Annotated in this window: 21 protein-coding genes and 10 pseudogenes; 13 read left to right on the top strand and 18 right to left on the bottom strand. The window is 44.1% G+C overall.

Annotated elements, in window-relative coordinates; all coding sequences use genetic code 11:
- Window positions 1–99: 99 nt before the first annotated feature.
- Together LBCZ_RS14110 and LBCZ_RS15315 are read left to right on the top strand one after the other, a co-directional pair.
- Window positions 100–1,581 carry a primase C-terminal domain-containing protein gene (locus LBCZ_RS14110; protein WP_025013986.1) on the top strand — a complete coding sequence of 494 codons (1,482 nt, stop codon included), beginning with the start codon at window positions 100–102 and terminating at the stop codon, window positions 1,579–1,581.
- Window positions 1,582–1,940: 359 nt separating this feature from the next.
- Window positions 1,941–2,728, top strand: a protein-coding gene (locus LBCZ_RS15315) for an IS5 family transposase (protein ID WP_107811140.1) whose coding sequence is annotated in 2 segments (ribosomal slippage) — window positions 1,941–2,208 and window positions 2,208–2,728 — 789 coding nt in all. Because the reading frame shifts where the segments join, the coding sequence is not laid out codon by codon here.
- A 9-nt stretch (window positions 2,729–2,737) separates the two neighbouring features.
- On the opposite strand, the pseudogene LBCZ_RS14115 reads toward LBCZ_RS15315, so the two are convergent.
- The 3 genes and pseudogenes from LBCZ_RS14115 to LBCZ_RS15875 form a co-directional block, all read right to left on the bottom strand.
- Window positions 2,738–3,424: pseudogene (locus LBCZ_RS14115) on the bottom strand (Y-family DNA polymerase); the annotation flags it as partial.
- Window positions 3,396–3,845 (bottom strand): annotated as a pseudogene (locus LBCZ_RS15870) (DDE-type integrase/transposase/recombinase); the annotation flags it as partial. The pseudogenes LBCZ_RS14115 and LBCZ_RS15870, both read right to left, overlap by 29 nt.
- A 6-nt stretch (window positions 3,846–3,851) precedes the next feature.
- A protein-coding gene (locus tag LBCZ_RS15875) for an IS5 family transposase (protein ID WP_107811140.1) occupies window positions 3,852–4,639 on the bottom strand; the annotation gives its coding sequence in 2 pieces (ribosomal slippage) (window positions 3,852–4,372 and window positions 4,372–4,639; 789 coding nt in all).
- A gap of 55 nt (window positions 4,640–4,694) precedes the next feature.
- Here LBCZ_RS15875 and LBCZ_RS14135 point away from each other — a divergent pair.
- A pseudogene (locus LBCZ_RS14135) lies at window positions 4,695–5,714 on the top strand (alpha-galactosidase); the annotation flags it as partial.
- 99 nt (window positions 5,715–5,813) lie between these two features.
- Here LBCZ_RS14135 and LBCZ_RS14140 read toward each other — a convergent pair.
- The 3 genes and pseudogenes from LBCZ_RS14140 to LBCZ_RS14150 all read right to left on the bottom strand — a co-directional run.
- On the bottom strand, window positions 5,814–6,773 hold the full coding sequence (locus LBCZ_RS14140) for a beta-galactosidase small subunit (RefSeq protein ID WP_004559688.1): 960 nt from the start codon (window positions 6,771–6,773) through the stop codon (window positions 5,814–5,816).
- Entirely contained in the window at window positions 6,757–8,637 is a 1,881-nt protein-coding gene (locus LBCZ_RS14145) for a glycoside hydrolase family 2 TIM barrel-domain containing protein (RefSeq protein ID WP_039640181.1), read from the bottom strand. Before LBCZ_RS14145 ends, LBCZ_RS14140 begins: the two co-directional genes overlap by 17 nt.
- 361 nt (window positions 8,638–8,998) lie before the next feature.
- Window positions 8,999–10,330 (bottom strand): annotated as a pseudogene (locus LBCZ_RS14150) (ISL3 family transposase); the annotation flags it as partial.
- Between the two features lie 294 nt (window positions 10,331–10,624).
- Here LBCZ_RS14150 and LBCZ_RS14155 point away from each other — a divergent pair.
- The 5 genes and pseudogenes from LBCZ_RS14155 to LBCZ_RS14180 all read left to right on the top strand — a co-directional run.
- Window positions 10,625–10,855 (top strand): annotated as a pseudogene (locus LBCZ_RS14155) (helix-turn-helix domain-containing protein); the annotation flags it as partial.
- Window positions 10,856–10,922: 67 nt separating this feature from the next.
- Window positions 10,923–12,085 (top strand): IS3 family transposase gene (locus tag LBCZ_RS14165; RefSeq protein ID WP_144340559.1). Its coding sequence is split into 2 segments (ribosomal slippage): window positions 10,923–11,163 and window positions 11,163–12,085, totalling 1,164 coding nucleotides; the frame shifts between segments, so codons are not numbered across the junction.
- 95 nt (window positions 12,086–12,180) lie between these two features.
- Window positions 12,181–12,693: a lipoate--protein ligase family protein gene (locus tag LBCZ_RS16225; RefSeq protein ID WP_172644477.1), complete on the top strand. Its 513-nt coding sequence runs from the start codon at window positions 12,181–12,183 to the stop codon at window positions 12,691–12,693.
- A gap of 23 nt (window positions 12,694–12,716) precedes the next feature.
- Complete coding sequence (mnmM, locus tag LBCZ_RS16230) at window positions 12,717–13,070, top strand: tRNA 5-(aminomethyl)-2-thiouridylate-methyltransferase MnmM (protein ID WP_232900619.1); 354 nt, start codon at window positions 12,717–12,719, stop codon at window positions 13,068–13,070.
- Window positions 13,071–13,103: 33 nt separating this feature from the next.
- Window positions 13,104–13,991, top strand: a complete 888-nt coding sequence (locus tag LBCZ_RS14180) for a GRP family sugar transporter (protein WP_025014017.1) — start codon at window positions 13,104–13,106, stop codon at window positions 13,989–13,991.
- Between the two features lie 208 nt (window positions 13,992–14,199).
- On the opposite strand, the pseudogene LBCZ_RS15335 reads toward LBCZ_RS14180, so the two are convergent.
- From LBCZ_RS15335 to LBCZ_RS14200, 4 genes and pseudogenes are all read right to left on the bottom strand, one after another.
- Window positions 14,200–14,986, bottom strand: a pseudogene (locus LBCZ_RS15335) (IS5 family transposase).
- Between the two features lie 186 nt (window positions 14,987–15,172).
- Window positions 15,173–15,730, bottom strand: a complete 558-nt coding sequence (gene epsC, locus LBCZ_RS14190) for a serine O-acetyltransferase EpsC (RefSeq protein ID WP_003590051.1) — start codon at window positions 15,728–15,730, stop codon at window positions 15,173–15,175.
- The gene (locus tag LBCZ_RS14195; protein WP_039640188.1) at window positions 15,696–16,880 is read right to left on the bottom strand and encodes a trans-sulfuration enzyme family protein; all 1,185 of its coding nucleotides are present in this window, start codon (window positions 16,878–16,880) and stop codon (window positions 15,696–15,698) included. Before LBCZ_RS14195 ends, epsC begins: the two co-directional genes overlap by 35 nt.
- 41 nt (window positions 16,881–16,921) lie before the next feature.
- Entirely contained in the window at window positions 16,922–17,833 is a 912-nt protein-coding gene (locus LBCZ_RS14200) for a PLP-dependent cysteine synthase family protein (protein ID WP_025013994.1), read from the bottom strand.
- 497 nt (window positions 17,834–18,330) lie between these two features.
- Between LBCZ_RS14200 and LBCZ_RS16500 the strand changes: the two genes are divergently transcribed.
- From LBCZ_RS16500 to LBCZ_RS14220, 4 genes and pseudogenes are all read left to right on the top strand, one after another.
- A complete protein-coding gene (locus LBCZ_RS16500) occupies window positions 18,331–18,582 on the top strand; it encodes an IS3 family transposase (protein WP_015975056.1) in 252 nt (83 codons plus the stop codon).
- A gap of 140 nt (window positions 18,583–18,722) precedes the next feature.
- Window positions 18,723–19,028, top strand: coding sequence for an IS3 family transposase (locus LBCZ_RS16505; RefSeq protein WP_232900617.1), 306 nt, complete (start codon window positions 18,723–18,725; stop codon window positions 19,026–19,028).
- 12 nt (window positions 19,029–19,040) lie between these two features.
- Window positions 19,041–19,478: pseudogene (locus tag LBCZ_RS15895) on the top strand (IS3 family transposase); the annotation flags it as partial.
- A gap of 122 nt (window positions 19,479–19,600) precedes the next feature.
- Window positions 19,601–20,625, top strand: a pseudogene (locus LBCZ_RS14220) (IS3-like element ISL1 family transposase); the annotation flags it as partial.
- Here the strand turns inward: LBCZ_RS14220 and LBCZ_RS15345 are convergent.
- The 6 genes and pseudogenes from LBCZ_RS15345 to LBCZ_RS14245 form a co-directional block, all read right to left on the bottom strand.
- Window positions 20,618–20,977 (bottom strand): annotated as a pseudogene (locus LBCZ_RS15345) (TerC family protein); the annotation flags it as partial. The pseudogenes LBCZ_RS14220 and LBCZ_RS15345 overlap by 8 nt on opposite strands.
- Before the next feature lie 534 nt (window positions 20,978–21,511).
- Complete coding sequence (locus LBCZ_RS14225; protein WP_012807396.1) at window positions 21,512–21,796, bottom strand: BRCT domain-containing protein; 285 nt, start codon at window positions 21,794–21,796, stop codon at window positions 21,512–21,514.
- A 5-nt stretch (window positions 21,797–21,801) separates the two neighbouring features.
- Window positions 21,802–22,452 (bottom strand): recombinase family protein, encoded by a 651-nt coding sequence (locus tag LBCZ_RS14230; RefSeq protein ID WP_025014008.1) that lies wholly within the window; start codon window positions 22,450–22,452, stop codon window positions 21,802–21,804.
- 75 nt (window positions 22,453–22,527) lie between these two features.
- Window positions 22,528–22,896: a YxeA family protein gene (locus LBCZ_RS14235; protein WP_003582572.1), complete on the bottom strand. Its 369-nt coding sequence runs from the start codon at window positions 22,894–22,896 to the stop codon at window positions 22,528–22,530.
- Between the two features lie 265 nt (window positions 22,897–23,161).
- The gene (locus LBCZ_RS14240) at window positions 23,162–23,443 is read right to left on the bottom strand and encodes a type II toxin-antitoxin system YafQ family toxin (protein WP_003572114.1); all 282 of its coding nucleotides are present in this window, start codon (window positions 23,441–23,443) and stop codon (window positions 23,162–23,164) included.
- Entirely contained in the window at window positions 23,436–23,678 is a 243-nt protein-coding gene (locus LBCZ_RS14245) for a type II toxin-antitoxin system RelB/DinJ family antitoxin (protein WP_016363783.1), read from the bottom strand. The genes LBCZ_RS14240 and LBCZ_RS14245 overlap by 8 nt, the downstream gene beginning before the upstream one ends.
- 268 nt (window positions 23,679–23,946) lie before the next feature.
- On the opposite strand from LBCZ_RS14245, the pseudogene LBCZ_RS15360 reads away from it, so the two are divergent.
- Window positions 23,947–24,945, top strand: a pseudogene (locus tag LBCZ_RS15360) (IS3 family transposase).
- A 153-nt stretch (window positions 24,946–25,098) separates the two neighbouring features.
- Here the strand turns inward: LBCZ_RS15360 and LBCZ_RS14265 are convergent.
- Both LBCZ_RS14265 and LBCZ_RS14270 read right to left on the bottom strand, forming a co-directional pair.
- Window positions 25,099–25,443 (bottom strand): DUF5388 domain-containing protein, encoded by a 345-nt coding sequence (locus LBCZ_RS14265; RefSeq protein ID WP_025013985.1) that lies wholly within the window; start codon window positions 25,441–25,443, stop codon window positions 25,099–25,101.
- A gap of 2 nt (window positions 25,444–25,445) precedes the next feature.
- Window positions 25,446–26,261: a ParA family protein gene (locus LBCZ_RS14270; protein WP_039640171.1), complete on the bottom strand. Its 816-nt coding sequence runs from the start codon at window positions 26,259–26,261 to the stop codon at window positions 25,446–25,448.
- Between the last annotated feature and the right edge of the window lie 445 nt (window positions 26,262–26,706).

Below are 26,706 nucleotides of genomic sequence, written 5' to 3' on the forward strand. Positions count from 1 at the left end.
GTGTTTTCTGTTTTTTGCGTACACTCTTCGCCCAAGGGCCCAGTATACGCAAAAGCGGTACTGGGCCTTTGTTGTATCTCAACAACGGGAGCGAGTAGGATGCGCAAGACGGATGCAGCCGATGCAATCAAGACAATTCTAGGCGAAACCTTATCTACCCGACGCTACAAGCGTTCAGCGTTGGTGCCAGATGGTATGGCCCGCAAAAGCGGGGCGGTTTTTGTGTGCTGGAGTAAGGACTTGCTGCGAGCGGCGCAAGGGGTCGTGATGACCTCGCAGGAGGCCGTACTGGATGCCGATGGCGCTTCACACTGGACGCCTAATGTTTTTCGCTATGGTACTTACGAGCGGCGAGGGGCGAAGTTTGGCACCATTCGTGGGCACGTGGAAAAGAATCTCAAGGCAATTACCACATTTGTCGTTGATGTTGATTATCCCGCCGGTGAAAAGCCTGATTACGCTGATTTTGATAGCAGCTGCTTTACCATTCGGCATGGTGCGGTGTTGTTTGAGCCGACCTACATTTTGTCGACCCCACATGGTTATCAGGCGTACTACGTGATGGCGGCGCCGGTTTGGATCCGTCGCAGTGGAGATGGTCGCTACCCGGCACTGGCATCGGCAAAACACGTCTCACAGGCGATTCGCGCAGCAGTGGCGGCCCAGAATCCTTATACTGATACCGGAGCCAATGATTTTGGCTTCTTTCGGCTACCATTGAGTGACAACCTGGTCGAAGTCGATGAGGATGCCCGGCCAGCGTTTGCTGTGCTGCAGGCCTGGTCGATGTCCGTTGAGGGGCAACAGCAGACTAAGCCAACGAAGCTAGTGAGTGATCAGGTACATACACAATGGTTTGAGGCACTGACTCAGGCCCAGGTGCCATGCGCGCAGGGGAGCGGTTACGGGCGCAACAATACGCTTTTGACGCTATGCCTGGCCCAGTACGCTTCTGGCGTATCTGAAGCGGAAGCATTCGACTATGCTGATCAGTGGTCAAGTTTTCAGCGGCAGCCGCTGCGCGACAGTGAAGTGCGAGCCATCGTGCGGTCAGCCTATTCTGGACGGTATCAAGGTGCGAACATGAGCTATGTGCGGGAATTGTGCGAGCGCTATGTGCCTGGCACCGTGATTAAGAGCGGGGCACAGGCGTGGTCGCATTTTCGTAAGCCACGTGCCCAGCGGCAGTATTCCCATCAACAGGAGTGGGCCCAGGATCTGCTGCGGCTTGCTGAACGGTCGACTGACCGCGTGCTTGGGCATGCGCGGTTTACTTATTTGCAGCTGCAGCAAGCGCTCGGCATCAGCCGGCAGTCCTTAGTGCGGCTCTTGAACGCGTTGGCTAAGCGAGCGCAGATGAGCATTCGCCGGGTGCGGGGGCGCAATGGCGGCGTTTATTTGGCAACGGCGCGGATGATTGCAAAGTACGTACAGAGCGAGAAGGGGACTGTGCAGCGTGAGCCAGAGCAACCTTCGCCGCAAGCTGAGTCGGTTCAGATGACCTTACAGATTATTGGGATTTTTGATGGAGCTATGCGCCATATTAAATGGTCTCATTCGCCAATACATATATCTAGTTAAGCAGTGTTCTCCTTCTCTCGTTGCAGGCTGATTGCGTCTCTTTTGAGCATTGTCTTTGTGTGGTTGGTTTTCATGTTGTTCGTTGTTATTATTAGATTTGTATAGATTGGAAAAAGTGACCATTTTCAGCTTGAGTGTGCGTTCTGTGATGGCTTTTTAGGAGATGCTTAACATGGCAAATGCGAATGGTGGTATTCCTTCAGTAAAGGCTTCTATTCAGTCTTTGATGAAGATTTGGAGCGCGTGGGTACCGACAAGGTCATCAATGATTTTGAATCTGTAAGAGAACGGTATCTTAGAACCTGTCTAGTATCTGCTGAATCTGGTAGAATTGTGGAAAACCGACTGAGGAGTTTGTCATGCCAGATTATTTAAGCAATATTTCTCGAGCGCAATTTGCGTTAATACAACCTGATTTAGAAAAATTCCGTAAGCATACAAGACCGCGTCGTTATGATCTTTATGACGTATTCAATGCCATCCTTTACTCGCTTACTACAGGGTGTCAATGGCGTGAATTACCGCACGATTTCCCGGAATGGCATACCGTCTACCGCTATTACGATATGTGGCGAGATAAACCAGACCCGACAGCTGATTCGCTATTAGAAAGGCTTTTAAAAAAACTGTCGTTTCCTATCGTTTTGCACAGGGCCGATCGGCCCGAACGTCGTTTGTGATTGTTGATGCTCAAAGTGTTAAAACCACTGATTTAACGAAAAATAGTGGCTACGATGGCGGCAAAAAGATTTCAGGGATTAAGCGTCACATGGCGGTTGATATTAACGGTTTACCACAAGCCATTCTCGTGACACGAGCTAATGTATCAGATCGTTCAGGTGCATTGGCTATGCTTAGTTTGGCTAGCCAAAATTTAGAGCTGGTTCAGCATGTCATGGTTGATGGTGGCTACACTGGCAATGACTTTGCGGATCAGGTGAAGCTCATTTTGAATGCTAAGACGATGGTAGCTAAACGCAACGAGTTGCATACGTTCACGGTGTTACCGCAACGATGGATCATTGAACGTTCATGGAGTTGGCTAGACAAATGTCGGCGACTTTGGAAAAACTGTGAACGCGCCCTTAACAGCAGTCTTCAAATGGTTGTATTGGCCTTCCTGAAGATAGTTCTTAAAAGATACTAGACGGGTTCTTAGCGATAGACACCCCGCTAGTTTATGGTGGTGCCGAAGCCGCGCCGCCACCTGTTCCCCAATTTCTTTAATGACCGTTTCGATTTCGGCTTGGTTAAAATAGTCCCGTGGTAGCACTTGTGAATTACCCAAGCTAGCTGCTTTAACCTTAATTGGTTCCGTGACTTTTGCGCGATCAATTCCCCAGGCCGTAGCAAATAATTGGCTACCAATGATGCCAAGTTGTTGTTTGAGTAAATAAGGGTTGGTATGGGCTAGCTCATACATATTGTGAATTTGAAGCCGGTTCAAACGTTTAGCCATATGGGGGCCAATCCCCCAAACATCCGTTAATTCGTTGATTGACCAAATCTTATCTGGCACAGTTTCGTAATGGATTTCACCGATCAATTCATGATTATGTTTAGCGTAAAGGTCTAAGGCTAATTTAGCTTGCACCGGATTGTCACCAATTCCCACGGTGGTATACAAGCCTAGCTTTTGCCGAACTGTCTTTTGAATCAAGCGTGCCACTTCGCGAACGGAATTGCCAAACAGCCGCCAAGTATGGGTCATATCAAGAATGCTTTCATCAATTGAATACGGCCAAACCTCTTTTTCAGTAGTAAATTGATGAAAGATCTGATTGAGGGAAGTCAACACTTTTTCGGATAGTTTGCTAAGCGACTTTTTGTGAAGCTTGGTCATACAAGGAAAGCCATGCTACTGGTGCAAGATAGTCTAAGCGTGCTTGTACCCTTACGCGGTTGTAAAAGGTCTCGATGTAAGCGAAGACTTGCGCTCTCAGATCATTGATATCTTTAAATTGTATCTGATAAATGAGCTCTTTCTTCATGATGGCAAAGAAGCTTTCGCTCCAAGCGTTATCACCCGGTTTTCCCAATGCTGAGAAGCTACGTTGCCAATGATATTGGTTGACCAACTTTGTCACTGCTTTGGCCGTGTATTGGCTACCACGGTCACTATGAAAAATACACGTTTCTGGCAAAGCCCACCTTTGGTGGGCTTGTTTAAGTGTCGCTAAGACTAAATCCGTGTCCATATGATTGGATATTTGATGAGCTAACACTAAGTTGCTGGTCAAATCCCTTATTTGGCAAATGTAAGAACCCGTCTAGTATCTTTTAAGAACTATCTTCAGGAAGGCCAATACAACCATTTGAAGACTGCTGTTAAGGGCGCGTTCACAGTTTTTCCAAAGTCGCCGACATTTGTCTAGCCAACTCCATGAACGTTCAATGATCCATCGTTGCGGTAACACCGTGAACGTATGCAACTCGTTGCGTTTAGCTACCATCGTCTTAGCATTCAAAATGAGCTTCACCTGATCCGCAAAGTCATTGCCAGTGTAGCCACCATCAACCATGACATGCTGAACCAGCTCTAAATTTTGGCTAGCCAAACTAAGCATAGCCAATGCACCTGAACGATCTGATACATTAGCTCGTGTCACGAGAATGGCTTGTGGTAAACCGTTAATATCAACCGCCATGTGACGCTTAATCCCTGAAATCTTTTTGCCGCCATCGTAGCCACTATTTTTCGTTAAATCAGTGGTTTTAACACTTTGAGCATCAACAATCACAAACGACGTTCGGGCCGATCGGCCCTGTGCAAAACGATAGGAAACGACAGTTTTTTTAAAAGCCTTTCTAATAGCGAATCAGCTGTCGGGTCTGGTTTATCTCGCCACATATCGTAATAGCGGTAGACGGTATGCCATTCCGGGAAATCGTGCGGTAATTCACGCCATTGACACCCTGTAGTAAGCGAGTAAAGGATGGCATTGAATACGTCATAAAGATCATAACGACGCGGTCTTGTATGCTTACGGAATTTTTCTAAATCAGGTTGTATTAACGCAAATTGCGCTCGAGAAATATTGCTTAAATAATCTGGCATGACAAACTCCTCAGTCGGTTTTCCACAATTCTACCAGATTCAGCAGATGCTAGACAGGTTCTTAGCGGATATTAGTAAACGGACCCATGATAAAGGGATGCGGTTCGGACTTTGGTTCGAGCCAGAAAATATTTCAGCCGATTTCGAACTTTATCGGGCCCATCCTGACTGGGTGTTAGGCGTACCAGATCGTGGCCGAACGTTATCGCGGAACGAATACGTGCTTGATTTCAGCCAACCGGATGTTGTCGACAATATTTTTGAACAAATGACCGCAGTTCTTGATAAGGTGCCCATTGATTATATCAAGTGGGATATGAACCGCAATTTAACGGAAGTCTATTCGCCACATAGCGATTCAGCTCATGAAGGTGAGACTAGCCACCGCTTTATCTTAGGTGTATATGACTTGATGGAGCGTTTAACGAAACGCTATCCACAGATTTTATTTGAAGGCTGCTCTGGCGGTGGTGGCCGCTTCGATGCTGGTTTAATGTATTATATGCCACAGAGTTGGCCATCTGATAATAATGACCCGATTGAACGGCTCAAAATTCAATATGGGACTTCACTCGTTTATCCAATTTCTGCAATTACCGCCCATGTTGGGACGAGCCCGGATGAATTGTTAGGACGGTCGACGTCGATGAAGATGCGTGGTGCTGTGGCAATGAGTGGTACCTTGGGCTATGAACTGGACGCGGCCCAACTAAGTGATGCGGACAAGCAGGCCGTTATAAGACAGGTTGCCTTCTATAAGCAGCACCGTGAGTTAGTTCAATACGGGACCTTTTATCGATTAGAGAGCCCGTTTGAATCTAATACGGTCGCGTGGATGTTTGTTAGTCCGGATCAGAAAGAAGCTTTGCTGTTCACCTTCGTTATTTTAGGTGCAGTTCAACCAGAACCGCATATTACGAAGTTAGCGGGATTAGACCCTCAGCAGACCTACGTTGAGACCGACACAAACAAAATGTACGGTGGCGATGAATTGATGCAACTAGGACTCTACACGACTCCCGTTCAAACTAGTGACTTTACGGCGCAGGTACATTACTTCAAGGATAAGGACTAAGCTCAGCCATTAAACATATTAAAACTTAATCATCGTTAATCTAAAAGAACGCTCTGGCAAATAACCTGCCGGAGCGTTCTTTTGAAATCAAATTAATTTTTAGAAATGAATGTTAAAGCTGAAGTCAATGTCTTGATCAGCGAGGATATGATATGGGGCTTCTACGTCCGTTCCCCAACTATCAATGCCACCGACCCCACGAACGGCACCGTAGATTGATAAGACCGTTCGCCGTGCTAATGGTAATTCTTCCATGTGTGTTGCGTTTTCTAGTTCAGCAGCGGTATAGGGAAGGCAGCTGAAGGCGAATGGTGCATCGGCTTGGCTAAATGTCAAACTGAATGGTGTGTTGTCGTGGTCAGCGTTATTTTGTGTTGTTGATCGCGTTACTGTCACTTGTTCAGTTTGCATGTGCATGCCGCATTCTTGTGGGACCAAGTATGGTGTGACTGGCAGACTGTCAACGTGGAATTGCCCGTGTGTTGCGCCAGCCAGCCGGTCAGGATAAGTCTCACCGGACAAACCGGTATAGTCGAAGCCGGTCGCGGTAGTTGGCATGATAAACCGCAGACCAAATGCGGGTAGCTCTGGCAAATCAGACTGACCGCTATAATGGGTGGCGATATTGATCTGACCGTCTGCTGTCACCGTATAAGTCACTGTGACGATGGTACTAGGAACGGTCGTGGTAACGAAGTGGTAAGCCAGAGAGACTTTCGTGGCGATTTCGTGATCCGTGTATTTGTTATTGAGTGGCGCGATTGGTAACGGTGTGACTGGTTGGTCGTCAACCGTCAATTCGATATCTTGACAAGTTGAGAACTTATCGGCCGCGTACCACTGTGCGGATTTGACTGAAAAGCCGCTACCGTGATCATTATCGGTTGTCGCCCGCCAAAAGATGGGCGTGGGTGTACGATAGAGCCACTCTTTATCGTTGACGACGAGTGATTCAAGTCCGCCACGTTCGTAGCTAAAGAGGTAGTGGAAATTAGCCCCCTGTAGTCCTAAACTCCCGTCGCCGTAAATAACGTGTAGTTGATTATTTGTGTAAGCCATAATAATATTTCACCTCTTGCATTGCTGGTTTTGGTGTCCGGTCGGCAAACATTAAGCCGTCACCGGAGAATTCATAATCGGAGTGGCGGTCGTCGAAATCACCGCCATACCGGAGCACGTCTTGGTCGGTGATTGGGTCATGAACGAAGAGTGCTTGATCAATAAAGTCCCAAATAAAGCCACCTTGATACATTGGATACTTGTCGATCAAATCATTATATGATTGCATACCGCCCAGAGAATTCCCCATGTCATGCATATATTCACAATCTAGGAAAGGTTTGGTTGGGTTATCTTCCAAGTAAGCTACAATATTTTGGGGCTTTTCGTACATCCGACTTTCAACATCAGAAATGCGATCTTTTAATTCTGGTGTGTAGACAACGCCTTCGTAGTGGACGAGTCGTGAATCATCGTGTTCTTTATAAAAAGCCTGCATCGCCGCGATATCTTCGCCAGCATACGATTCATTGCCAAGTGACCAAAAAATGATCGATGGGTGGTTTTTAAACCATTCGTAGTTTGAACGGGCCCGGTCGATCACCGCTGCTAACCAGTGTGGATTATCGCCAGGAACATTGTAAGAAGGCTCGATAGCCCCCATCTTTTGCCATGACCCGTGCGATTCGAGGTTGTTTTCGGCCATTATGTAGATACCGGCCTCGTCACATAATTGATACCAAGGTAATTGATCAGGATAATGGCAGGTCCGATCGGCATTGATATTGTTAGCTAACATGGTTTGGATATCAGCGCGCATATCAGCCATACTGATAACGCGACCGGTGTGGGCGTTCCATTCGTGCCGGTTAACCCCGTTGATCACCAACCGTTTATTGTTGACGTAAATGACTTTGTCATCGCGCAGCTCGACCGTCCGGAACCCAAACTGATATGGGACGACTTCCAAGAGTTGGTGATCAGCATCATAAACTTCAATTGTCAATTGATAGAGATACGGCGTTTGTGGTGACCACAAGTGCAGTTGGTCGAATAACATAGTATCAAAGGTTACACTGCCACTACTGGTTTGCGTTTGACTCGTCAGTACTCGCCCGTCATGGTCTTTAACGGTCAGCGCTAAAGTGGCTGGTTCGCCGGTTACTTTAGTAGTGATGTTGAGCTCACCACTTTTGAGATTGGCATTTGGAACTGGTCGGATGTCCAAATCAGTAATATGGCTAGCAGGCTCCGCCAGTATATTGACGTCACGGAAAATACCAGAGAAACGGAACATATCTTGGTCTTCAATAAAGGCAGCAGTACTGCGTTTGTAGACCCGAACCGCTAAAACGTTACCTTGGTCCTGAATATACGGCGTCAAATCAAATTCTGAAGGGGTGAAACTATCTTCAGCGTAGCCAATAAAATGGCCATTTAACCAGACGTACAGGGCTTCTTCTACCCCTTGGAACTGAATGATAATACGTTGCCCTTTAAAAGCATCGTCGAGATCGAAGGTTTTGAGGTACGAGCCGACGGTGTTGTCCGCAGCGTCGCTGAATAGGCCTGGTGTTAATTGATCTTGATTGAGGGTATATGGTGGGCGACGGTAAATTTTACCTTCCCATGGGTATAGCGTGTTAATGTATTGAATTTGACCATAGCCGGCTAGTTCAATATGACCGGGAACTTGAATCGTATCAAAGTCGGTTGCATCGAAATCGGGTTGATAAAAATCAACTGGGCGTTCAGCCGGTGTCTTGGCGAAGTTAAAACGCCAAGCGCCATTGAGACTCTTGATGAAGCGACTACCCGTTTTGAATTCTGCTGTGTCGTGATAATAATGGTGATCACTATGTGCAGGTAATTGGTTGACCCGGAAGACTTCTGGGTCATCTAACCATTGAAGATTAGCTTGCATGAGGAAGCTCCTTTCAAAGTTACATAAAAAACGCTTACAATTATTATAAAACAAAATATTAAATTTATATATGTCATTTTAGTTAAATTTTAACTAAATGACAACGACTACTGACAACGACAACGGGCGATAAGAAGAATTTGAATCGATAACGTGATAAATTTGTAAAGCGTTACCAAATCTTGTTCTAAAGGTCTTGTGGGGTGTTGACAACAATCAAAAAAATCATTATAGTCAAACCTAATAAAATTTTAGTAAAACTATTTACGGAGGGATTTTTCATGAATACTAGCGACTTAAAACGGTTCAAAGTCAAATGGTACTGATGACCGGTAAAATTTAATATTTTGAACCTTGCTTCGGCAGCTGACTTCACATTGTTGAGATCAGCTGCCTTTTGCTTATAGTTCATTGAGTAGAAAATATTCTTGAATGAGATAAGAATACGTAGACGAAAGTTTTTGAAACTACGGAACCCGTATGCCGTGCGCTTAATTGCTTTGATTTTATTGTTTGAACCTTCAATTGGTCCGTTTGAGAATCCATAGATAAAGCTGTTTATTATTTCGTCGAAGTGCTTGCGGATAGTGCGACGAGCCTTCTTCATTGCCTTTGGCAATGAGCGGTATTGGGCATCATTTTTTGTGGGGTATAGAACAGACTTAAGTTCAGCTTCATCACGAGTTTCGATGGCGTAAAGAATCCCTTGGTAGAAAGCGTATGCGTCACGCAGTTCATCAGAGAGCGCCAGTAGGCGGTCGATAACTTCTTTATCAGTTAAATAGGCATGCTTAAAATTGATTCGATTTTTGCGGCTAGTGTAATCGAGTGCAGTTTCGTGCTTCATAAGTAGTTTCCAGAAGCGCTTTAGTTGGCGATACTCTTTGCTGTCTGACCCGAATTGTTTCATAACACTGATACGAACCTTGTTTAGTTCACGGTATGCTTGAGTTACAACGTGAAATCTGTCGGCTACGATGTTTGCGTTTGGAAATAAATCCTTAATCATAGCTCTGTAAGGGGTGAATAAATCTACAGTAATGGTTTTAACAGCAGCTCGAGCTGCTGGACTGTATTGATTGAAATAGGCACGGAGCTGACCAGCACCGCGCTCCTTCATGACATCTAGAATGTGGTGGTTAACAGAATCGATTAAAATCATGCTCATTCCGCTAGTTGCGAACTTGCCTGATTTGAAGTCATCGAACGCGATGTTTTGTGGCAGGTAATGGAAATTTGTTTTGTTGTAAACGAATAAGCCTTCGGCTGCGCGCATTACGGTTTGCGTTGATATGTTGTTATCTAAGGCGATGTGCTTTTGACTAACGTTTTCACTTAGTTCCATTGCTGCGGTTTGTTTAACCTTATCGATGATAGGGTTGTTTGGTTGAATGTCAGTGAGGTGCGCAATGGACGTGTGTCCACATTTCTTGCATAGAAATTTTTGCTTTCGGATTCTATAGTTTTGAAACTTGAATGCGCTACGTGGCCCTTGATGAGTAACCATTTTGGTACCATTGTGAACCAGCGGAGTTCCGCATTTTTCGCAGTTGGTAGCGTATGTCAGAAGGAGATTCCAAGTAATTGTAGTGGTTCCGTTGAGATTAGTTTCATTGAAGTGTTGTTCTGCTTTTGGATCAAAATCGACATTTAAGTCTGTTAATCCAATTAAAATTCTGATATCGTTATCCATGTTGGGATATCCTTTCGAGGGTATTTTGGGCAGACTGGTTGCAGCTGGTCTGTCCTTTTTTATTTTTACACCAAAAAACCAAAAAAGGTACCAACAACCAATCGCGTGAGCGAGTGGTCATCAGTACCAAATATTTTAGAGCCCTTAAGAATCATGGACGAAGAATTCGGCCGGTGGTCAAAAAAGAAGTTGCCCCAGTTTACAATTCAAGTGCAACACCCTGACGACTAGACCATAAAGGCCATGAAGACCTATTCTTGTTAGTGCTAGCTAAACAAGAAAGCAGGAATCTTCATGACCCACTCTCAGACTAACACCCACAAGCATTACCAACAACTCAGTTTTAGCGACCGTGCTACAATTCAGGCCCTTCAGGCTGCTGGTGACACCGCGACCGTGATTGCACAGAAGCTTCATCGCAGTAAAGCGACAATCTCACGAGAAATCACGCGTGGATCTGTAACTCAGCTCGACTCGAAGCGTCACTCGCATCAAGTCTATCTTGCGGAAACTGCCCAAGCCATGCAGGGTCTGTACTAGAATTTCGGACAGAAACATAAGAGAATTGATTTATCCGAAAGGAGTCTTCAAAATGACCTATTCACGCAATCGCTACGACCAAGATTTTAAGAAAAATGCGGTACGTTTGAGTTTTAACTCTTCCAAACCAGTTAAAATCATTGCCTCCGAACTTGGTGTTCCTGAAAGTGCCCTGTATCGTTGGCGGAAGCTATATACCGAAGATGGAAAGCAAACGCCGTTTGCTTCTTTAGAAGCTGAGAACCGTGCCTTAAAACGTGAAAATGCCGAATTAGCATTGGAGCGTGATATGTTAAAAAAAGCCGCCGCCTACTTTGCCAGTCTCCAGAAGTAACCCCCAGCGATAAGTATGCTTTTATGTTGAGGGAAACCTCTGTTTCTGTGGTAAGGTGGGCTCGTTTGTTAGACGTATCAACGAGTGGTTATTATGCTTGGCGGAGAGCTTTGCCAAAGCGAAACGCCAAAGAAAGGCAATATCGTCAACGAATCAAACACTTTTTTGATCAAGGACAGGGCACTTACGGGCCCAAACGCATCTGCGGTTTATTGCGTAAAAATGGTAATAAAGCTTCCTATCACCGAGTTGCCCGTCTGATGGCTGATGCCGGTCTGTATTCAACGCTATGTTGTCGTCATCCGAAGAGTTTGACCGATAGCCGCCTTGCTCGTCAAGGTGATTATCCCAATCTAGTGAAACACCAATCTTTTAAGCCGTTTGAAGCCTTATCAAGTGACATTACACAGACGACAACATCAGAAGGAAAAGCTTACATTTGCCAAATAAGGGATTTGACCAGCAACCTAGTGTTAGCTCATCAAATATCCAATCATATGGACACGGATTTAGTCTTAGCGACACTTAAACAAGCCCACCAAAGGTGGGCTTTGCCAGAAACGTGTATTTTTCATAGTGACCGTGGTAGCCAATACACGGCCAAAGCAGTGACAAAGTTGGTCAACCAATATCATTGGCAACGTAGCTTCTCAGCATTGGGAAAACCGGGTGATAACGCTTGGAGCGAAAGCTTCTTTGCCAGCATGAAGAAAGAGCTCATTTATCAGATACAATTTAAAGATATCAATGATCTGAGAGCGCAAGTCTTCGCTTACATCGAGACCTTTTACAACCGCGTAAGGGTACAAGCACGCTTAGACTATCTTGCACCAGTAACATGGCTTTCCTTGTATGACCAAGCTTCACAAAAAGTCGCTTAGCAAACTGTCCGAAAAAGTGTTGACTTCCCAAAGGGATGGAGTGCATCATGAAGTATGTAAATTATTTTTGAGCTGACCCAGCAACGAACATTGCCATGGATGCTTGGCTGCTGGAGAATCTACATGCTGATGAGCCAGTGGTGGCACTTTGGCAAAACGCACCAACCATTATTGTTGGGCAAAATCAAAATACATGGGCAGAAGTTAATTTAGATTATGTGAAAGAGCAGCAGTTACCAGTTATGCGTCGAGTAACCGGTGGTGGGGCCGTCTACCATGATTTAGGCAATTTATGCTTTACCTTGATTTTACCAGTTGCTAATTCAGGATCAGTTGATTTTTCAACCTTCGTTAAGCCAGTGGTGAAAGCGTTACACAATATGGGAATTCCAGCTGAAGCCACTGGCCGCAATGATTTAGTGATTGAGGGTAAGAAAATATCCTGTAACGCGCAGCGCTATCAGAATGGCTACCTAATTCATCATGGTACCTTACTCTTTGATTCCGATGTGGATGCGATGGTGCATGCGCTAAACGCAACTGAAAAACGTTTAGATGATGCTGGAATAAAAAATCAAATATTTAAAAAAATCTCTCGAATTTACTGACAGAGCCGTCAGTAAATTTAATTTTGTCTGGTCATGAAAAGATTTCTGAATATGTCAAAGAGTCAATCAAAGCAGCTATTTTTAATCTTGGATATTTACCAAAAACTGATAAAAGTGTGGTTACAAAGGCTGATACCACTTTGACTGCTCTAGATGCTTTGACTAATCAGTTAGTTGTAGGTGGAAGAATTGCGATTGTGATTTATTACGGTCATGAGGGGGGGATGGAAGAAAAAGATGCCGTTATTAAGTTGACTTCTAGTTTGCCACAAAAGGACTGGGAAGTGACTTCTTATGCACCTCTTAACCAAATTCATACGCCACCGATTTTAGTGTTAATTGAAAAAAGTAAAATAGAGATATGCTTAATTTTTTAAGTAAAAAATTATTTTAAAGAGGTAAATATAAACATGCAAGGAGTTCTTTTCGCGCTTGTTCCAATTTTTGCTTGGGGTTCTATCGGAGTTGTGGCTAATAAAATTGGTGGTGATGCTAATCAACAAACACTTGGAATGACTTTGGGCGCTTTTGTTTTTGCACTTATTGTTTTCTTATTCCGCATGCCAACGTTGACATGGCAAATTTTCTTAATTGGATTTATTGGTGGATTGTTTTGGGCAATTGGACAATTTGGTCAGTTTAATTCAATGAAATACATGGGTGTTTCAGTAGCGAGTCCACTTTCATCAGGAAGTCAATTAGTAATTGGTGGATTGCTTGGGGTCTTTGCTTTCCACGAATGGACAAAACAAATTCAATTTATTCTCGGATTTACTGCGATGGCTGTTTTGATAGTTGGGTTCTATTTCTCAGCTAAACGTGACCCAGAAAATGCAGTTGTTGAAGAAGGACGTAATTATACTAAAGGATTGATTGCTTTAACTTACTCAACTTTGGGATATGTTAGCTATGTTATTCTTTTTAATAACTTAGCAGTACTTTGGTTCAATGTTCATTTTGATACACTGACAATTATCTTGCCAATGTCAGTTGGAATGATCTTTGGAGCACTTGTGATGGGTCGTTTCAAAATTAAAATGGAAAAATATGTTTATCAAAATATGATTAATGGAGTAATGTTTGGTGTAGGTAATATCTTTATGCTTATGGCTGCAAGCGCTGCTGGTAACGCAATTGCCTTTTCATTCTCACAATTAGGTGTTGTCATTTCAACTATTGGAGGAATTCTCTTCCTTGGTGAAAAGAAAACCAAAAAAGAATTGGTTTATGTTGGAATTGGGATTGTTCTGTTCGTAACAGGTGCAATTTTACTTGCAATTGTAAAATCTAAAGGATAATAAAAAAAGCTATCAGTAAATTGACGGCTTTTTTTGTGAGTTAATTTTCTGACAAGTTTTCTGTCAGTAAAATTTTAGAGTTTTTCATTAACGAAATTCACAAAATGATTCCAAAAAACCTTTGGAGCACTACTGCGAGGGACAGTTTTCTTGGCAACCAATGGAATTTGTTCTGCTGTACAATTTGGAAGATAGCCTAAGAACCTGTCTAGTATCTTTTAAGAACTATCTCCAGGAAGGCCAATACAACCATTTGAAGACTGCTGTTAAGGGCACGTTCACAGTTTTTCCAAAGTCGCCGACATTTGTCTAGCCAACTCCATGAACGTTCAACGATCCATCGTTGAGGTAACACCGTGAACATATGCAACTCGTTGCGTTTAGCTACCGTCGTCTTAGCATTCAAAATGAGCTTCACCTGATCCGCAAAGTCATTGCCAGTGTAGCCACCATCAACCATGACATGCTGAACCAGCTCTAAATTTTGGCTAGCCAAACTAAGCATAGCAATGCACCTGAACGATCTGATACATTAGCTCGTGTCACGAGAATGGCTTGTGGTAAACCATTAATATCAACCGCCATATGACGCTTAATCCCTGAAATCTTTTTGCCGCCATCGTAGCCACTATTTTTCGTTAAATCAGTGGTTTTAACACTTTGAGCATCAACAATCACAAACGACGTTCGGGCCGATCGGCCCTGTGCAAAGCGATAGGAAGCAACAGTTTTTTTAAAAGCCTTTCTAATAGCGAATCAGCTGTCGGGTCTGGTTTATCTCGCCACATATCGTAATAGCGGTAGACAGTGTGCCATTCCGGGAAATCGTGCGGTAATTCACGCCATTGACACCCTGTAGTAAGCGAGTAAAGGATGGCATTGAGTACGTCATAAAGATCATAACGACGCGGTCTTGTATGCTTGCGGAGGTTTTCTAAATCAGGTTGTATTAACGCAAATTGCGCTCGAGAAATATTGCTTGGATAATCTGGCATGACAAACGCCTCAGTCGGTTTTCCACAATTCTACCAGATTCAGCAGATACTAGACAGGTTCTTAAACAGTATCTGAAACTTGAAAGCCAATAACCACACGCCTTTGGCGTGATTATTAGCTTTCAAGTTTCAGTAACTATGTAAAAGGTCATTGGCAATTTGGTTGTCAATGACCTTTTATCGTCCTTATTTTGATCTTGTTACCTGATGATTAAAGGAAACGGAAACGACTTTTGAAATCGGATGTGGGGCAATCGTAGCCGGATTGCCAACGACGGTCAAATGGCTAGGAACATTTACCAGCACAACGGCACCGGCGCCAACCTTGCTGTATGGCCCAATCTCGATTGGCCCCAGTATCTGGGCATTGGCGCCAATGAAAGCACCCTTTCTGACGTGAGGGTGGCGCCGGCCCTTATCCGTCATACGCCGCGTGCCAAATGTCACACCATGAAGAATGGTGACGTCGTCTTCGATGATGGCGGTTGCGCCAATAACAGTTCCCACCCCGTGATCGATGAAAACGCGTTTGCCGATGGTTGCTTCGGGGGCAATTGTAATTCCAGTAACTTTAGCGGCGTGTTGGCTAATTAAGCCAGCTATGACGAATCGTTGATGACTGGCAAAGAAGTGAGCAATCCGATACCAGAACAGTGCCCGAACCCCGGGATACGTTAGAATCACCTGAAGCAGACTATGAGCGGCCGGATCACGCTTGAGAATGGACCTTGCTGTTTGAAACATCTTGATGGCTCCCCTTTAGTTGATCGAATCCACGTTCCAGGTCGGCTAATAGGTCTTTTTGATCCTCAACGCCGACTGACAGGCGGATTAGTTCGTCCTTGATGCCGTTTTTAAGCCGGATGTCATGGGGGATTGAACCGTGAGTCATCAAGGCTGGAATTTCGATGAGACTTTCAAGAGCGCCCAGACTTTCGGCCAGGGTGATAACTTGGGGTTGTTCGACAAATTGTTTGGGATCCAGACCGGCTTGTAATTCGAACGAGATCATTGCGCCAAATCCGTGCATCTGTTTCTGAGCAACTTCGTAATCCGGATTGTTAGGATCGCCAGGATAGTAAATTTTGCTGACCAGCGGCTGATTTTTCAAATAATTGAAGATTGCTTCCGCATTGGCCAAATGAGCCCGCATTCTAAGTGAGAGGGTCTTCATTCCCCGTTGCAATAACCAGCTCTCCTGGGGTGCCAAGATGCCGCCGATGGCATTTTGCAGGTACCCAATTTTTTCGCCAAGGGCTTGATCCTTAGTGACTACCAGGCCGGCAACCAGATCACTATGGCCACCAAGGTACTTAGAAGCACTGTGCAAAACGATATCCACGCCAAGGTCTAAGGGCCGTTGAACGTATGGCGATGAGAAAGTGTTGTCGATAATGCTTAAAATACCACGGTCCTTAGCAATTTTAGCGACGGCAGCGATATCGGTTACCCGCAGCAGTGGATTGGTCGGGGTTTCCAAATAAATGGCCTTTGTGGCGGGGGTGATGGCGGCTTTAACGGCTTGCAGGTCGCGGGTATCAACGACGGTAAACGTCATGCCGAATCGTTTTAAAACCGCGTCAATCAAGCGGAAAGTCCCACCGTAGACGTCATTGCCAATGACGAAATGATCGCCGGCAGAAAATAGTGAGAACACCGTATCGATGGCCGCCGAACCGGAAGCAAACGCAAAGCCAGCGGTGCCGTCTTCCAAATCGGCAATTAATTTTTCAACCGCTTCCCGGGTGGGGTTACCCGAACGGGAATATTCGTATTCGTTTTCACCAATCTTCTGTTGATGAAAGGTGGATGCCATATAGATTGGGACTGATGTTGCGCCTGTGTATTTGTCTTCGCTGATGCCACCGTGAATTAATTTTGTATCAAATTCCATAATCATTGACCTCACTTTTTTAGTTGTTAGATTTAAGTTGATTAGTTGTAAATGTTTTCACTCATGTAACGCTCGCTGCTGTCTGGAAAAACCGTGACGATTGAACTGTTTTCTGGCAATTCATTGGCTACTTTAAGACTAGCTGCTAACGCGGCCCCGCTGGAACTGCCAATGAAGAGCCCTTGTGTTTTGGCCATTTGTTTAACCTGATCAAACGCGTCGTTGTCAGAAATGGTGAGGGTTTCATCAATTTGGACGTCTTTGAAGAAGGGCGGAATAAATTCGACACCAATCCCTTCCGTTTTGTGGGGATGAGCCGGGCCACCATTTAGAATGGAGCCTTCGGGTTCAACGACGACGGTCCGGGTTGCTGAATTCTGTTCTTTCAGATATCGGGCGATGCCGGCAAATGTCCCGCCACTGCCCGCGCCAGCAACGAACGCGTTAATTTGAGCAGGGACGTCTGCTACTAACTCCGGCGCCAAGGTGTGGTAATAAGTCGCTGGATTAGCCGGATTTTCAAACTGCATCGGCACAAAACTGTTTGGGGTCTTAGCTGCCAACTCGCGCGCTTTTTGGATGGCGCCTTTGATTCCTTGGTCGCTCGGCGTGTTGATGAGAGTCGCCCCGAGAGCCTTCATCAGCTGTTGTTTTTCAAAACTAAACTTTTCAGGGACGACGAGGATAGTTGGCAAGCGGTGCTGTTGGGCGGCCAGGGTCACCCCAATGCCGGTATTGCCGGCGGTGGGTTCAATAATGGTGGTTTTTCCTTCAGTCACTTTACCGTGGTCGATGGCGTCTTGAATCATGTACTGACCCAAGCGGTCCTTGATGCTGCCGCCGGGATTAAACATTTCAAGTTTGGCGTAAATGTGACTGTGGTGAGGAACGTTAATTTGTAGGTCGATCATCGGGGTATGGCCAATGAGTTGGGAAACGGATTGAATAAGCATGGTAAGATCCTTTCTGAATAGTTGTTTTAACTGTTAGACTGCGATTCAGGAAAGATGATCTTTGGCGATGTTAAATGGCCGGTTGGCTGCAGTGAATAGAAAAAGGGCGCGAAACTCTGAAAAATCAGAATTCTCGCGCCCTTAGTTCAATTCCAGCCAAGTGGACATTGAACTTCTTTAAGGTCATTATTCCTCAAAAAATGTCAATGCTAACAGGCCGAACATCGCCAAAAAAGCGTTGTTCGACAGCAACAATTAATCGCATTAAACATTGATTGAGTCATAGTGACACCTCCGAAATTTTTTGTTGCCATAAATATACATAATCCCAGTGGAAGTGTCAAGGATTTTTAAGAAATAAAATGATAAATTGCTGGGAAATTTTATGAATCTGTCACAAAATATGTTAGCTCAGGTGGATGTAAGCTGATTCCTGAGACAACTTTTAAGAGAGGGTATAATGAATAAATCGTCTCTCAAAAGGAAGGAATTTTTACATGACAAGTCGTTACGACAAAGAATTCAAACAAAACATTATCAACCTATATAAGCAAGGCGAATCAGCTGCCCAAATGGCCAGAGAATATGGCATTGGCTATTCAACAGTTCATAAGTGGATCCAGGGCCAGGCCAAAACTCAATCCGGTAAATCGCCAGACGAAATCAAAGCGATGGAAAAGCGACTGGCTTCGCTGTCTGAGGAGAACGAAATCCTAAAAAAAGCCCTAGGCTTTCTTGCGCAGAAGTAACCAATATCTTTGATTACATTCACCAAGAAAGCCATCACCACCAGGTAACCAAGATGTGCCGAATCCTCGGTGTTTCCAGAGCTCAGTATTATCGTTATCGATCCCCCAAACCTTCAAAACGCCGGGCCGAAGATGCGGGCTTGAAACAACGGATTCTGCGGATCTTTGCGGAATTTAAGCAGCGATACGGTGTTATGAAGATCCACCATGAATTGAATCTGGAACTTCAACCACTGCAGCTTCGGTGCAGTCCACGACGGATTTCCCGGCTCATGAAGGAACTGGATATCCACTCCGTTACCGTCAATAAGTGGAAAGCGGCTTCGGCTTCCAAAACCAAGGTTGAACAGCGTCCCAACTTGCTTAAGCAGGATTTCTCGACCACTGGTTTAAATCAAAAATGGACCGCTGATATGACCTATATTCAAACGAAGCGTAATGGCTAGTGTTACTTATCAACCATCATGGACCTGCACTCACGACGGATTATCGGCTATTCGTTCTCAAAAAAGATGGATACTGATTTAGTCTTAAAGACCCTTGAAAGCGCGGTTAAAAATCGAACCATTACTGGGGACCTGATTATCCATACGGATTTAGGATCACAGTATACCAGCGATGATTACAATCAACGTTTAACTGAGCTACATATCCGCCACTCATACAGCCGTAAGGGTTGTCCGTATGATAATGCGCCAATGGAATCCTTTCACGCTTCCCTCAAAAAGGAATGTGTTTATCCAGTGCCGGTCTTTGAAGATTATGAAACTGCCGCTGCCGTCCTTTTTGAATATGTGCATGCTTTTTACAATAGGAAGAGAATTCATAGTTCACTGGGCTACCAGACCCCCTTACAAGTTGAAATTGCAACACTTACGAGCCAAATGGCCGCCTGACTTAATGCTTTCCAGGGTTCAAATAAGTTATTAATCGCAATTAATGATTTATTTGAGCTGTGGAAGGTAAACGCGGTTCTGAATGTCTCTTAAAATCTGTCTCAAATATTGACTTCAATCCACTATATACCGAAGATGGAAAGCAAACGCCGTTTGCTTCTTTAGAAGCTGAGAACCGTGCCTTAAAACGTGAAAATGCCGAATTAGCATTGGAGCGTGATATGTTAAAAAAAGCCGCCGCCTACTTTGCCAGTCTCCAGAAGTAACCCCCAGCGATAAGTATGCTTTTATGTTGAGGGAAACCTCTGTTTCTGTGGTAAGGTGGGCGCGTTTGTTAGACGTATCAACGAGTGGTTATTATGCTTGGCGGAGAGCTTTGCCAAAGCGAAACGCCAAAGAAAGGCAATATCGTCAACGAATCAAACACTTTTTTGATCAAGGACAGGGCACTTACGGGCCCAAACGCATCTGCGGTTTATTGCGTAAAAATGGTAATAAAGCTTCCTATCACCGAGTTGCCCGTCTGATGGCTGATGCCGGTCTGTATTCAACGCTACGTTGTCGTCATCCGAAGAGTTTGACCGATAGCCGCCTTGCTCGTCAAGGTGATTATCCCAATCTAGTGAAACACCAATCTTTTAAGCCGTTTGAAGCCTTATCAAGTGACATTACACAGACGACAACATCAGAAGGAAAAGCTTACATTTGCCAAATAAGGGATTTGAACAGCAACCTAGTGTTAGCTCATCAAATATCCAATCATATGGACACGGATTTAGTCTTAGCGACACTTAAACAAGCCCACCAAAGGTGGGCTTTGCCAGAAACGTGTATTTTTCATAGTGACCGTGGTAGCCAATACACGGCCAAAGCAGTGACAAAGTTGGTCAACCAATATCATTGGCAACGTAGCTTCTCAGCATTGGGAAAACCGGGTGATAACGCTTGGAGCGAAAGCTTCTTTGCCAGCATGAAGAAAGAGCTCATTTATCAGATACAATTTAAAGATATCAATGATCTGAGAGCGCAAGTCTTCGCTTACATCGAGACCTTTTACAACCGCGTAAGGGTACAAGCACGCTTAGACTATCTTGCACCAGTAACATGGCTTTCCTTGTATGACCAAGCTTCACAAAAAGTCGCTTAGCAAACTGTCCGAAAAAGTGTTGACTTCCCAATTGAAAGACCAAGTACAATAGGTATAATGCACCAATGACTTTAATTTCCCAGAAATGAATCAAATACGTTCCCAATCCAATGATAACAAACCGGAAAAAGTAAGCCCCCCAAATACCATAAAACAATGACTTTTCCTGCTGTTCACGAGTAGGTAGTGACTGCGTTTGCGCGGCTAGAACCACGGCATTATCAACTGACAAAAGGCACTCAATTAAGACCAATGAAAAGATAATCAGCCAATCGTCGCCTGAGGTAATCACGGTTTCCCAATTATGGAGATCAAAGAACGGTCCGTACAATTGACCCAAAAAGTGTAACAATGCTTGCTTCAGCTCCTTCAGATATTAATTTTTGCTGGATTTAATGTACCATATTCCCCATTAACTTGCGATTGATTCTACTAATTTTCCGTAAGTCAGACATGAGGCGACTGGTAACATTTCACACCATTTTTCTCAAGTTATTAAAAAAGTTACCAAAACGCTACGCTTCTGTTACCTGTTCGCAACTAAGCCGCGTTACCATGAGGACATTAAAAAGAGGGAAAGGGATTTTATGAAGATTAATTAGTTGAAAATTCTTGGGATTGCCCATGTATTTTTTAGTCTGGTTATTAGCTTTTATGTTTGATCTGCTTATTTCTGATCGCAAACACCCACAACTGCGAGTGAATCCTTTTTGAAGTCGTTGACTGTCAACAATACATTTATTTCCACATTGACATTGACAGAGCCAAAGCGCGTTTCCATTAGAACTGCTTCCAAAAAAACTAATGACTGTGAGTCGTCCAAACGTTTGATTAGCCAAATCGATACGCTTTTGCATACTAATCCCCCCGTTTGATAAGAAGGTACTTAAAGAGTTGCTTTCAATTGATCTAATCGCCATTGGCACCATGAAATAAAGGCTAATTCGTCAATCTTTGGAATGCCATAGGTTCTAGCATACGTTAACTTTTGAGTGGTAAGTAGTTGATCATAGGGTTTGCTAATAATACCAACCACAAGGATATCGACATTTTTGTCAATCCCGTTGACAGGTTTTGCTCCTAGAATAGTTGCTAACTGTTGTGCCTGCAAACGACGAAAAGATCGCAAACGGCCGGTAAAGAGAATTCGTTTGCCCCTTAAATCTATCATGATGTTTACCTCTCACTAGGGGGAACGTTTGCTAGATCTTCTGCCTGATACTTTTCGATGCGATATAAGGTTACTGGTGCAATACCTAACATGCGAGCAATTTGTCGCTTGGTCAAAGTTTTATCTCCGTCTTTCTTCCTATTTAAAAGGCGACAGGCTTCTTTATAAATATAGCGTTTTTGACGATTAGGTGAATGAGGCCCATACTCGCGAATTTTACCCTTATATTTGCCCTGGCGTTTGGCAATTTCGATGCCTTGTTGTTGCCGTATCTTAATAGTTTCGCGCTCTTCTTGAGCAATATACTTATATAGTTCGACAATAATTGTCGTAATCAAGTTACGAAGGTTAGGATCTTCAATACTTGCAAAGCTAGGCAGATTTAGAACATTCAATTGAGCTCCACGATGCCGAATGGTTTCGATGATGTTAGTCAAATCATGAGAATTGCGACCAAGTCGATCAAGGCTCAGTACCACTACTTCATCATCATCACGAATATAGTCTAACATTGCTTTCAGTTGAGGACGATCGGCATTTTTACCCGAAAGCTTCTCTTGAAAGATTTTATTAACACCAGCATCATGTAGTTGTTCTATTTGACGCGCCAGATTTTGATCACGCGTACTAACACGCGCATAACCGATTTTAGCCAATTTCAGGTCGCCTCCGGGTCACTTATATGTAACTAATAATACTCCCTTCTCTCTTTAGTTACAATAGGGTACACCCTATTGTGCTCTTAGTGGTGTCTCTTTTTTAGTCACTCTTTGGTAATCAACGATTCCATATGTTTTATTAACAGTGATTTTAATGATTTGCCCAGATTTAAACGGGCCTATATCGTGCTCATCTGTTTTTAACTTGAGATTCTTTATTTTTCCCTGTGCGTTCTTAGCAGCTCCTTCGTAAGTGTATCCTTGAATCGATATTCCAACAGGTACTTCAACGTTTGAAATAATAGGCTGACTATCAATCTTCATGTAGTAAGAATCACCACCATATTGATACTCAGTGATATAAACCGAAAAAGCAATTGTTGCAACAATTGCAGCCAAAAAGGATGTCAGCCACAGTCTCTCCTTATGATTCTCATTCATGCTACCATCTCCCATGACAGTCTTTGTAAAGTATAGATATGTAGCCTATCTGATGTATTTAGCTTATGGATAACAGCCTTTCCTTGAACTTTTATTTATTTAAGTTCCTATGCTGTAATGATCGCATAAATTTTTGTTCGTAATTCCAGCATAGGAGTCTTTATTAAAAAAGTTTATTATGAAGTCGGCCCAAAAGATCACACCCTAATGTGATGCTAATGTTGAACTATGCAGGTTTTACGTTGGCAATGATTCAAATGCAAATTCAGTTAAAAAGATCTGAATGCGAACCCGTATCGATAAAGCGCAAAAACTCACCATCATATTTGTAAATTAATAACCAATCCGGCTTGATATGTAAATCACGCTCTGGTTTACGATTAACCAAAGCGTGATCATTATAATGTGGATCTAACGGTTCATCTCGTAATAGTTTATGATAAACAGCCTCAAAATCTTCTTTCTTATAGCGTCCCCCTTTTAAAATCGTCTTGTAATGTTTTTTAAATTGACGTTCAAAGGCAGGTTTATAAATAAACTTATTCATTTAACCAATCCAGCCCTTCCTCAGGATCGTTAAATTCAACGTAATCTTGACTCCTAATAGCCTTTTTTAAACGTGTGTTTGGCTGAGAGACCTCAAAGGGAATTCCTCCGGCTTCAATGGATTTCTTGGCAAAGATACGAAAGGCTTCTCCCGGAGTTAATCCCACACGACTTAGGACAATCTCGAAGTCCTTTTTTTCTTTTTCGCTCATTCTGAAATGTACTTGGCTAGTCATAAAAATCACCTCTAGCTTTATGGTACCACTTGGTACCATAAAAACAAACGTTTTTCTCCAAATTAGGGTATCCCCACACGCTTGGGCTGATTGTCAATTCAGGAAAGTCCGTCCGAACGGATACACCCTAAAGAACCATCACTCATACGGGTTCCCATATTTTTCCACATATTTATAGTATCCAAGCTTGTACAAATTAATGTGGGTCTGTACTAGAATTTCGGACAGAAACATAAGAGAATTGATTTATCCGAAAGGAGTCCTCAAAATGACCTATTCACGCAATCGCTACGACCAAGATTTTAAGAAAAATGCGGTACGTTTGAGTTTTAACTCTTCCAAACCAGTTAAAATCATTGCCTCCGAACTTGGTGTTCCTGAAAGTGCCCTGTATTGTTGGCGGAAGCTATATACCGAAGATGGAAAGCAAACGCCGTTTGCTTCTTTAGAAGCTGAGAACCGTGCCTTAAAACGTGAAAATGCCGAATTAGCATTGGAGCGTGATATGTTAAAAAAAGCCGCCGCCTACTTTGCCAGTCTCCAGAAGTAACCCCCAGCGATAAGTATGCTTTTATGTTGAGGGAAACCTCTGTTTCTGTGGTAAGGTGGGCGCGTTTGTTAGACGTATCAACGAGTTGCCCGTCTGATGGCTGATGCCGGTCTGTATTCAACGCTACGTTGTCGTCATCCGAAGAGTTTGACCGATAGCCGCCTTGCTCGTCAAGGTGATTATCCCAATCTAGTGAAACACCAATCTTTTAAGCCGTTTGAAGCCTTATCAAGTGACATTACACAGACGACAACATCAGAAGGAAAAGCTTACATTTGCCAAATAAGGGATTTGACCAGCAACCTAGTGTTAGCTCATCAAATATCCAATCATATGGACACGGATTTAGTCTTAGCGACACTTAAACAAGCCCACCAAAGGTGGGCTTTGCCAGAAACGTGTATTTTTCATAGTGACCGTGGTAGCCAATACACGGCCAAAGCAGTGACAAAGTTGGTCAACCAATATCATTGGCAACGTAGCTTCTCAGCATTGGGAAAACCGGGTGATAAAGCTTGGAGCGAAAGCTTCTTTGCCATCATGAAGAAAGAGCTCATTTATCAGATACAATTTAAAGATATCAATGATCTGAGAGCGCAAGTCTTCGCTTACATCGAGACCTTTTACAACCGCGTAAGGGTACAAGCACGCTTAGACTATCTTGCACCAGTAGCATGGCTTTCCTTGTATGATCAAGCTTCACAAAAAGTCGCTTAGCAAACTGTCCGAAAAAGTGTTGACTTCCCAATCGATTTTACCGTTGATGCCATCTGTCTCCTCCTTGGGTGGTAGCGGTGTATACTCTGGGGCTTGTGTATTACAGAATACAATAATACTAGAATACAATAATACATTTACGGAGTACGGTTGCTAATCCTTGTCGCGCTTGGTCGCGACGCCATTGATGATGTCGTAGGTGCGTTTCTGATCTGGGCGCAGTGATTCCAGTTTTTGGGTGATGAGCTGGTCCAGAAGTGTGTTCACCGTGTCAGCTTCACCGAGTGTCACCAGCGAATTCAGGGCGTTGCGAGTCGTTACCGAGATGCGAATGGAGGTCGTTTTTTCGGATGGCTTCTTTTTCGGGGCTGCTGTTTCCTTGACGCTTTGGATGATAGATTCGCGGTCGACCTGGTTTTCGACCTCGACCCCGCCTGGCGTGTGGCGCAAGAGTGATTTGCCGTTCTTTTGAGCCGGCTTTTTTTCAAGCATTCCCATGACTAATTCGCCTCCAGACGCTGAATCATTTCCTCGGCGACAGCTTTGTAGGCGTTGTGCACCTTCTTGTCCCACATGTCCTTCGGGTTGTCGGTGATGCCCGTCATGTCGTAGCGTTTGATGCGCGACTGAATGAGGATGTGGTGTTTGAAGATGTTCTCGGTGCCAAATTCATCGATGGCAGCCTGTAGCACGGCTTCGTCGACGGGCGCCCGACGTTCGGTTAGGACTGGCAAGATGCCGAGAATATCGAGTGGCGCGTTGTAGCGGTCAATCATGAAGGATTGCATGTACTTCACGAACTGTTCAGCCCCAGTTAACGCGCGTTCTTGGGTTTGCAGCACAACAATCAGCTGATCGCAGGCGTAAAACGCGGTGTCGTTGGATGGCTGCAGGGTTGGCGGCACGTCGATGAAGATGAAGTCGTAAGCGTCGCGCAGCGCGTCAACGTAGGGCCGGAACGAGGTCACCTGCTCTTTTTCCGTTGGATACTTTGATGTAAGAAAGTTACCATAGATGGAAAAGTCGACGGCGTTCGGTACCAAGTCGAGGTTGTCGCTGATGGAAATCATGATGTCTTTGAGCGGCTTGTCCTCGGTGATGGCAGTCATCAGTGAAGTTTTGATGGTTGCCGGCATGTCATTGTGCAGGCTCGCGTAGGTTTTGATCATCAGCGCAGTCAGGTTGGCTTGCGGGTCGAAGTCAATCATGCAGACTTTGTGCCCGGCTTTGGTGAGGCTCCAAGCCACGAGTGCTGTGGTTGATGTCTTGCCGACGCCGCCCTTGAAGTTCGCAAAGGATAAGACGGTAGCAGTCATTTGGTTATTACCTCCGTTTTTGTATTCTGTAATACATCCAAGGAGATTATACCATGACCGCTGTTACTTGGGCGCTTGAGTTCAAACTGTATTCTGTAATACATGTATTCTGTAATACAATAATACATTATCTGAGGACATCAGCGAAAAATATTGTTGGAAACCAGAATCCCTATTTGACGGTTTCGGTGCGTATTCAGTTTTGTATTAAAGTATTCCAGAATACATTAATACTTGTAGTATTGTATTCTGCGTCACCGAGAATACATGTATTCGATAATACAGGAATCCCTAGACTATTGCGTTATAGCGCTGATTCCCAGATACTAATATGTGAATGAAGACACAAAAAAACACCACCGACTGCAATCGGTAGCGCCCACAAATATAGTTATCAAGTTGTTGTCATTTTAACCCCGTTCGGGATCGATGGCAAGGGTGCGCG

The sequence above is a fragment of the Lacticaseibacillus casei DSM 20011 = JCM 1134 = ATCC 393 genome, assembly GCF_000829055.1.
Classification (GTDB): domain Bacteria; phylum Bacillota; class Bacilli; order Lactobacillales; family Lactobacillaceae; genus Lacticaseibacillus; species Lacticaseibacillus casei.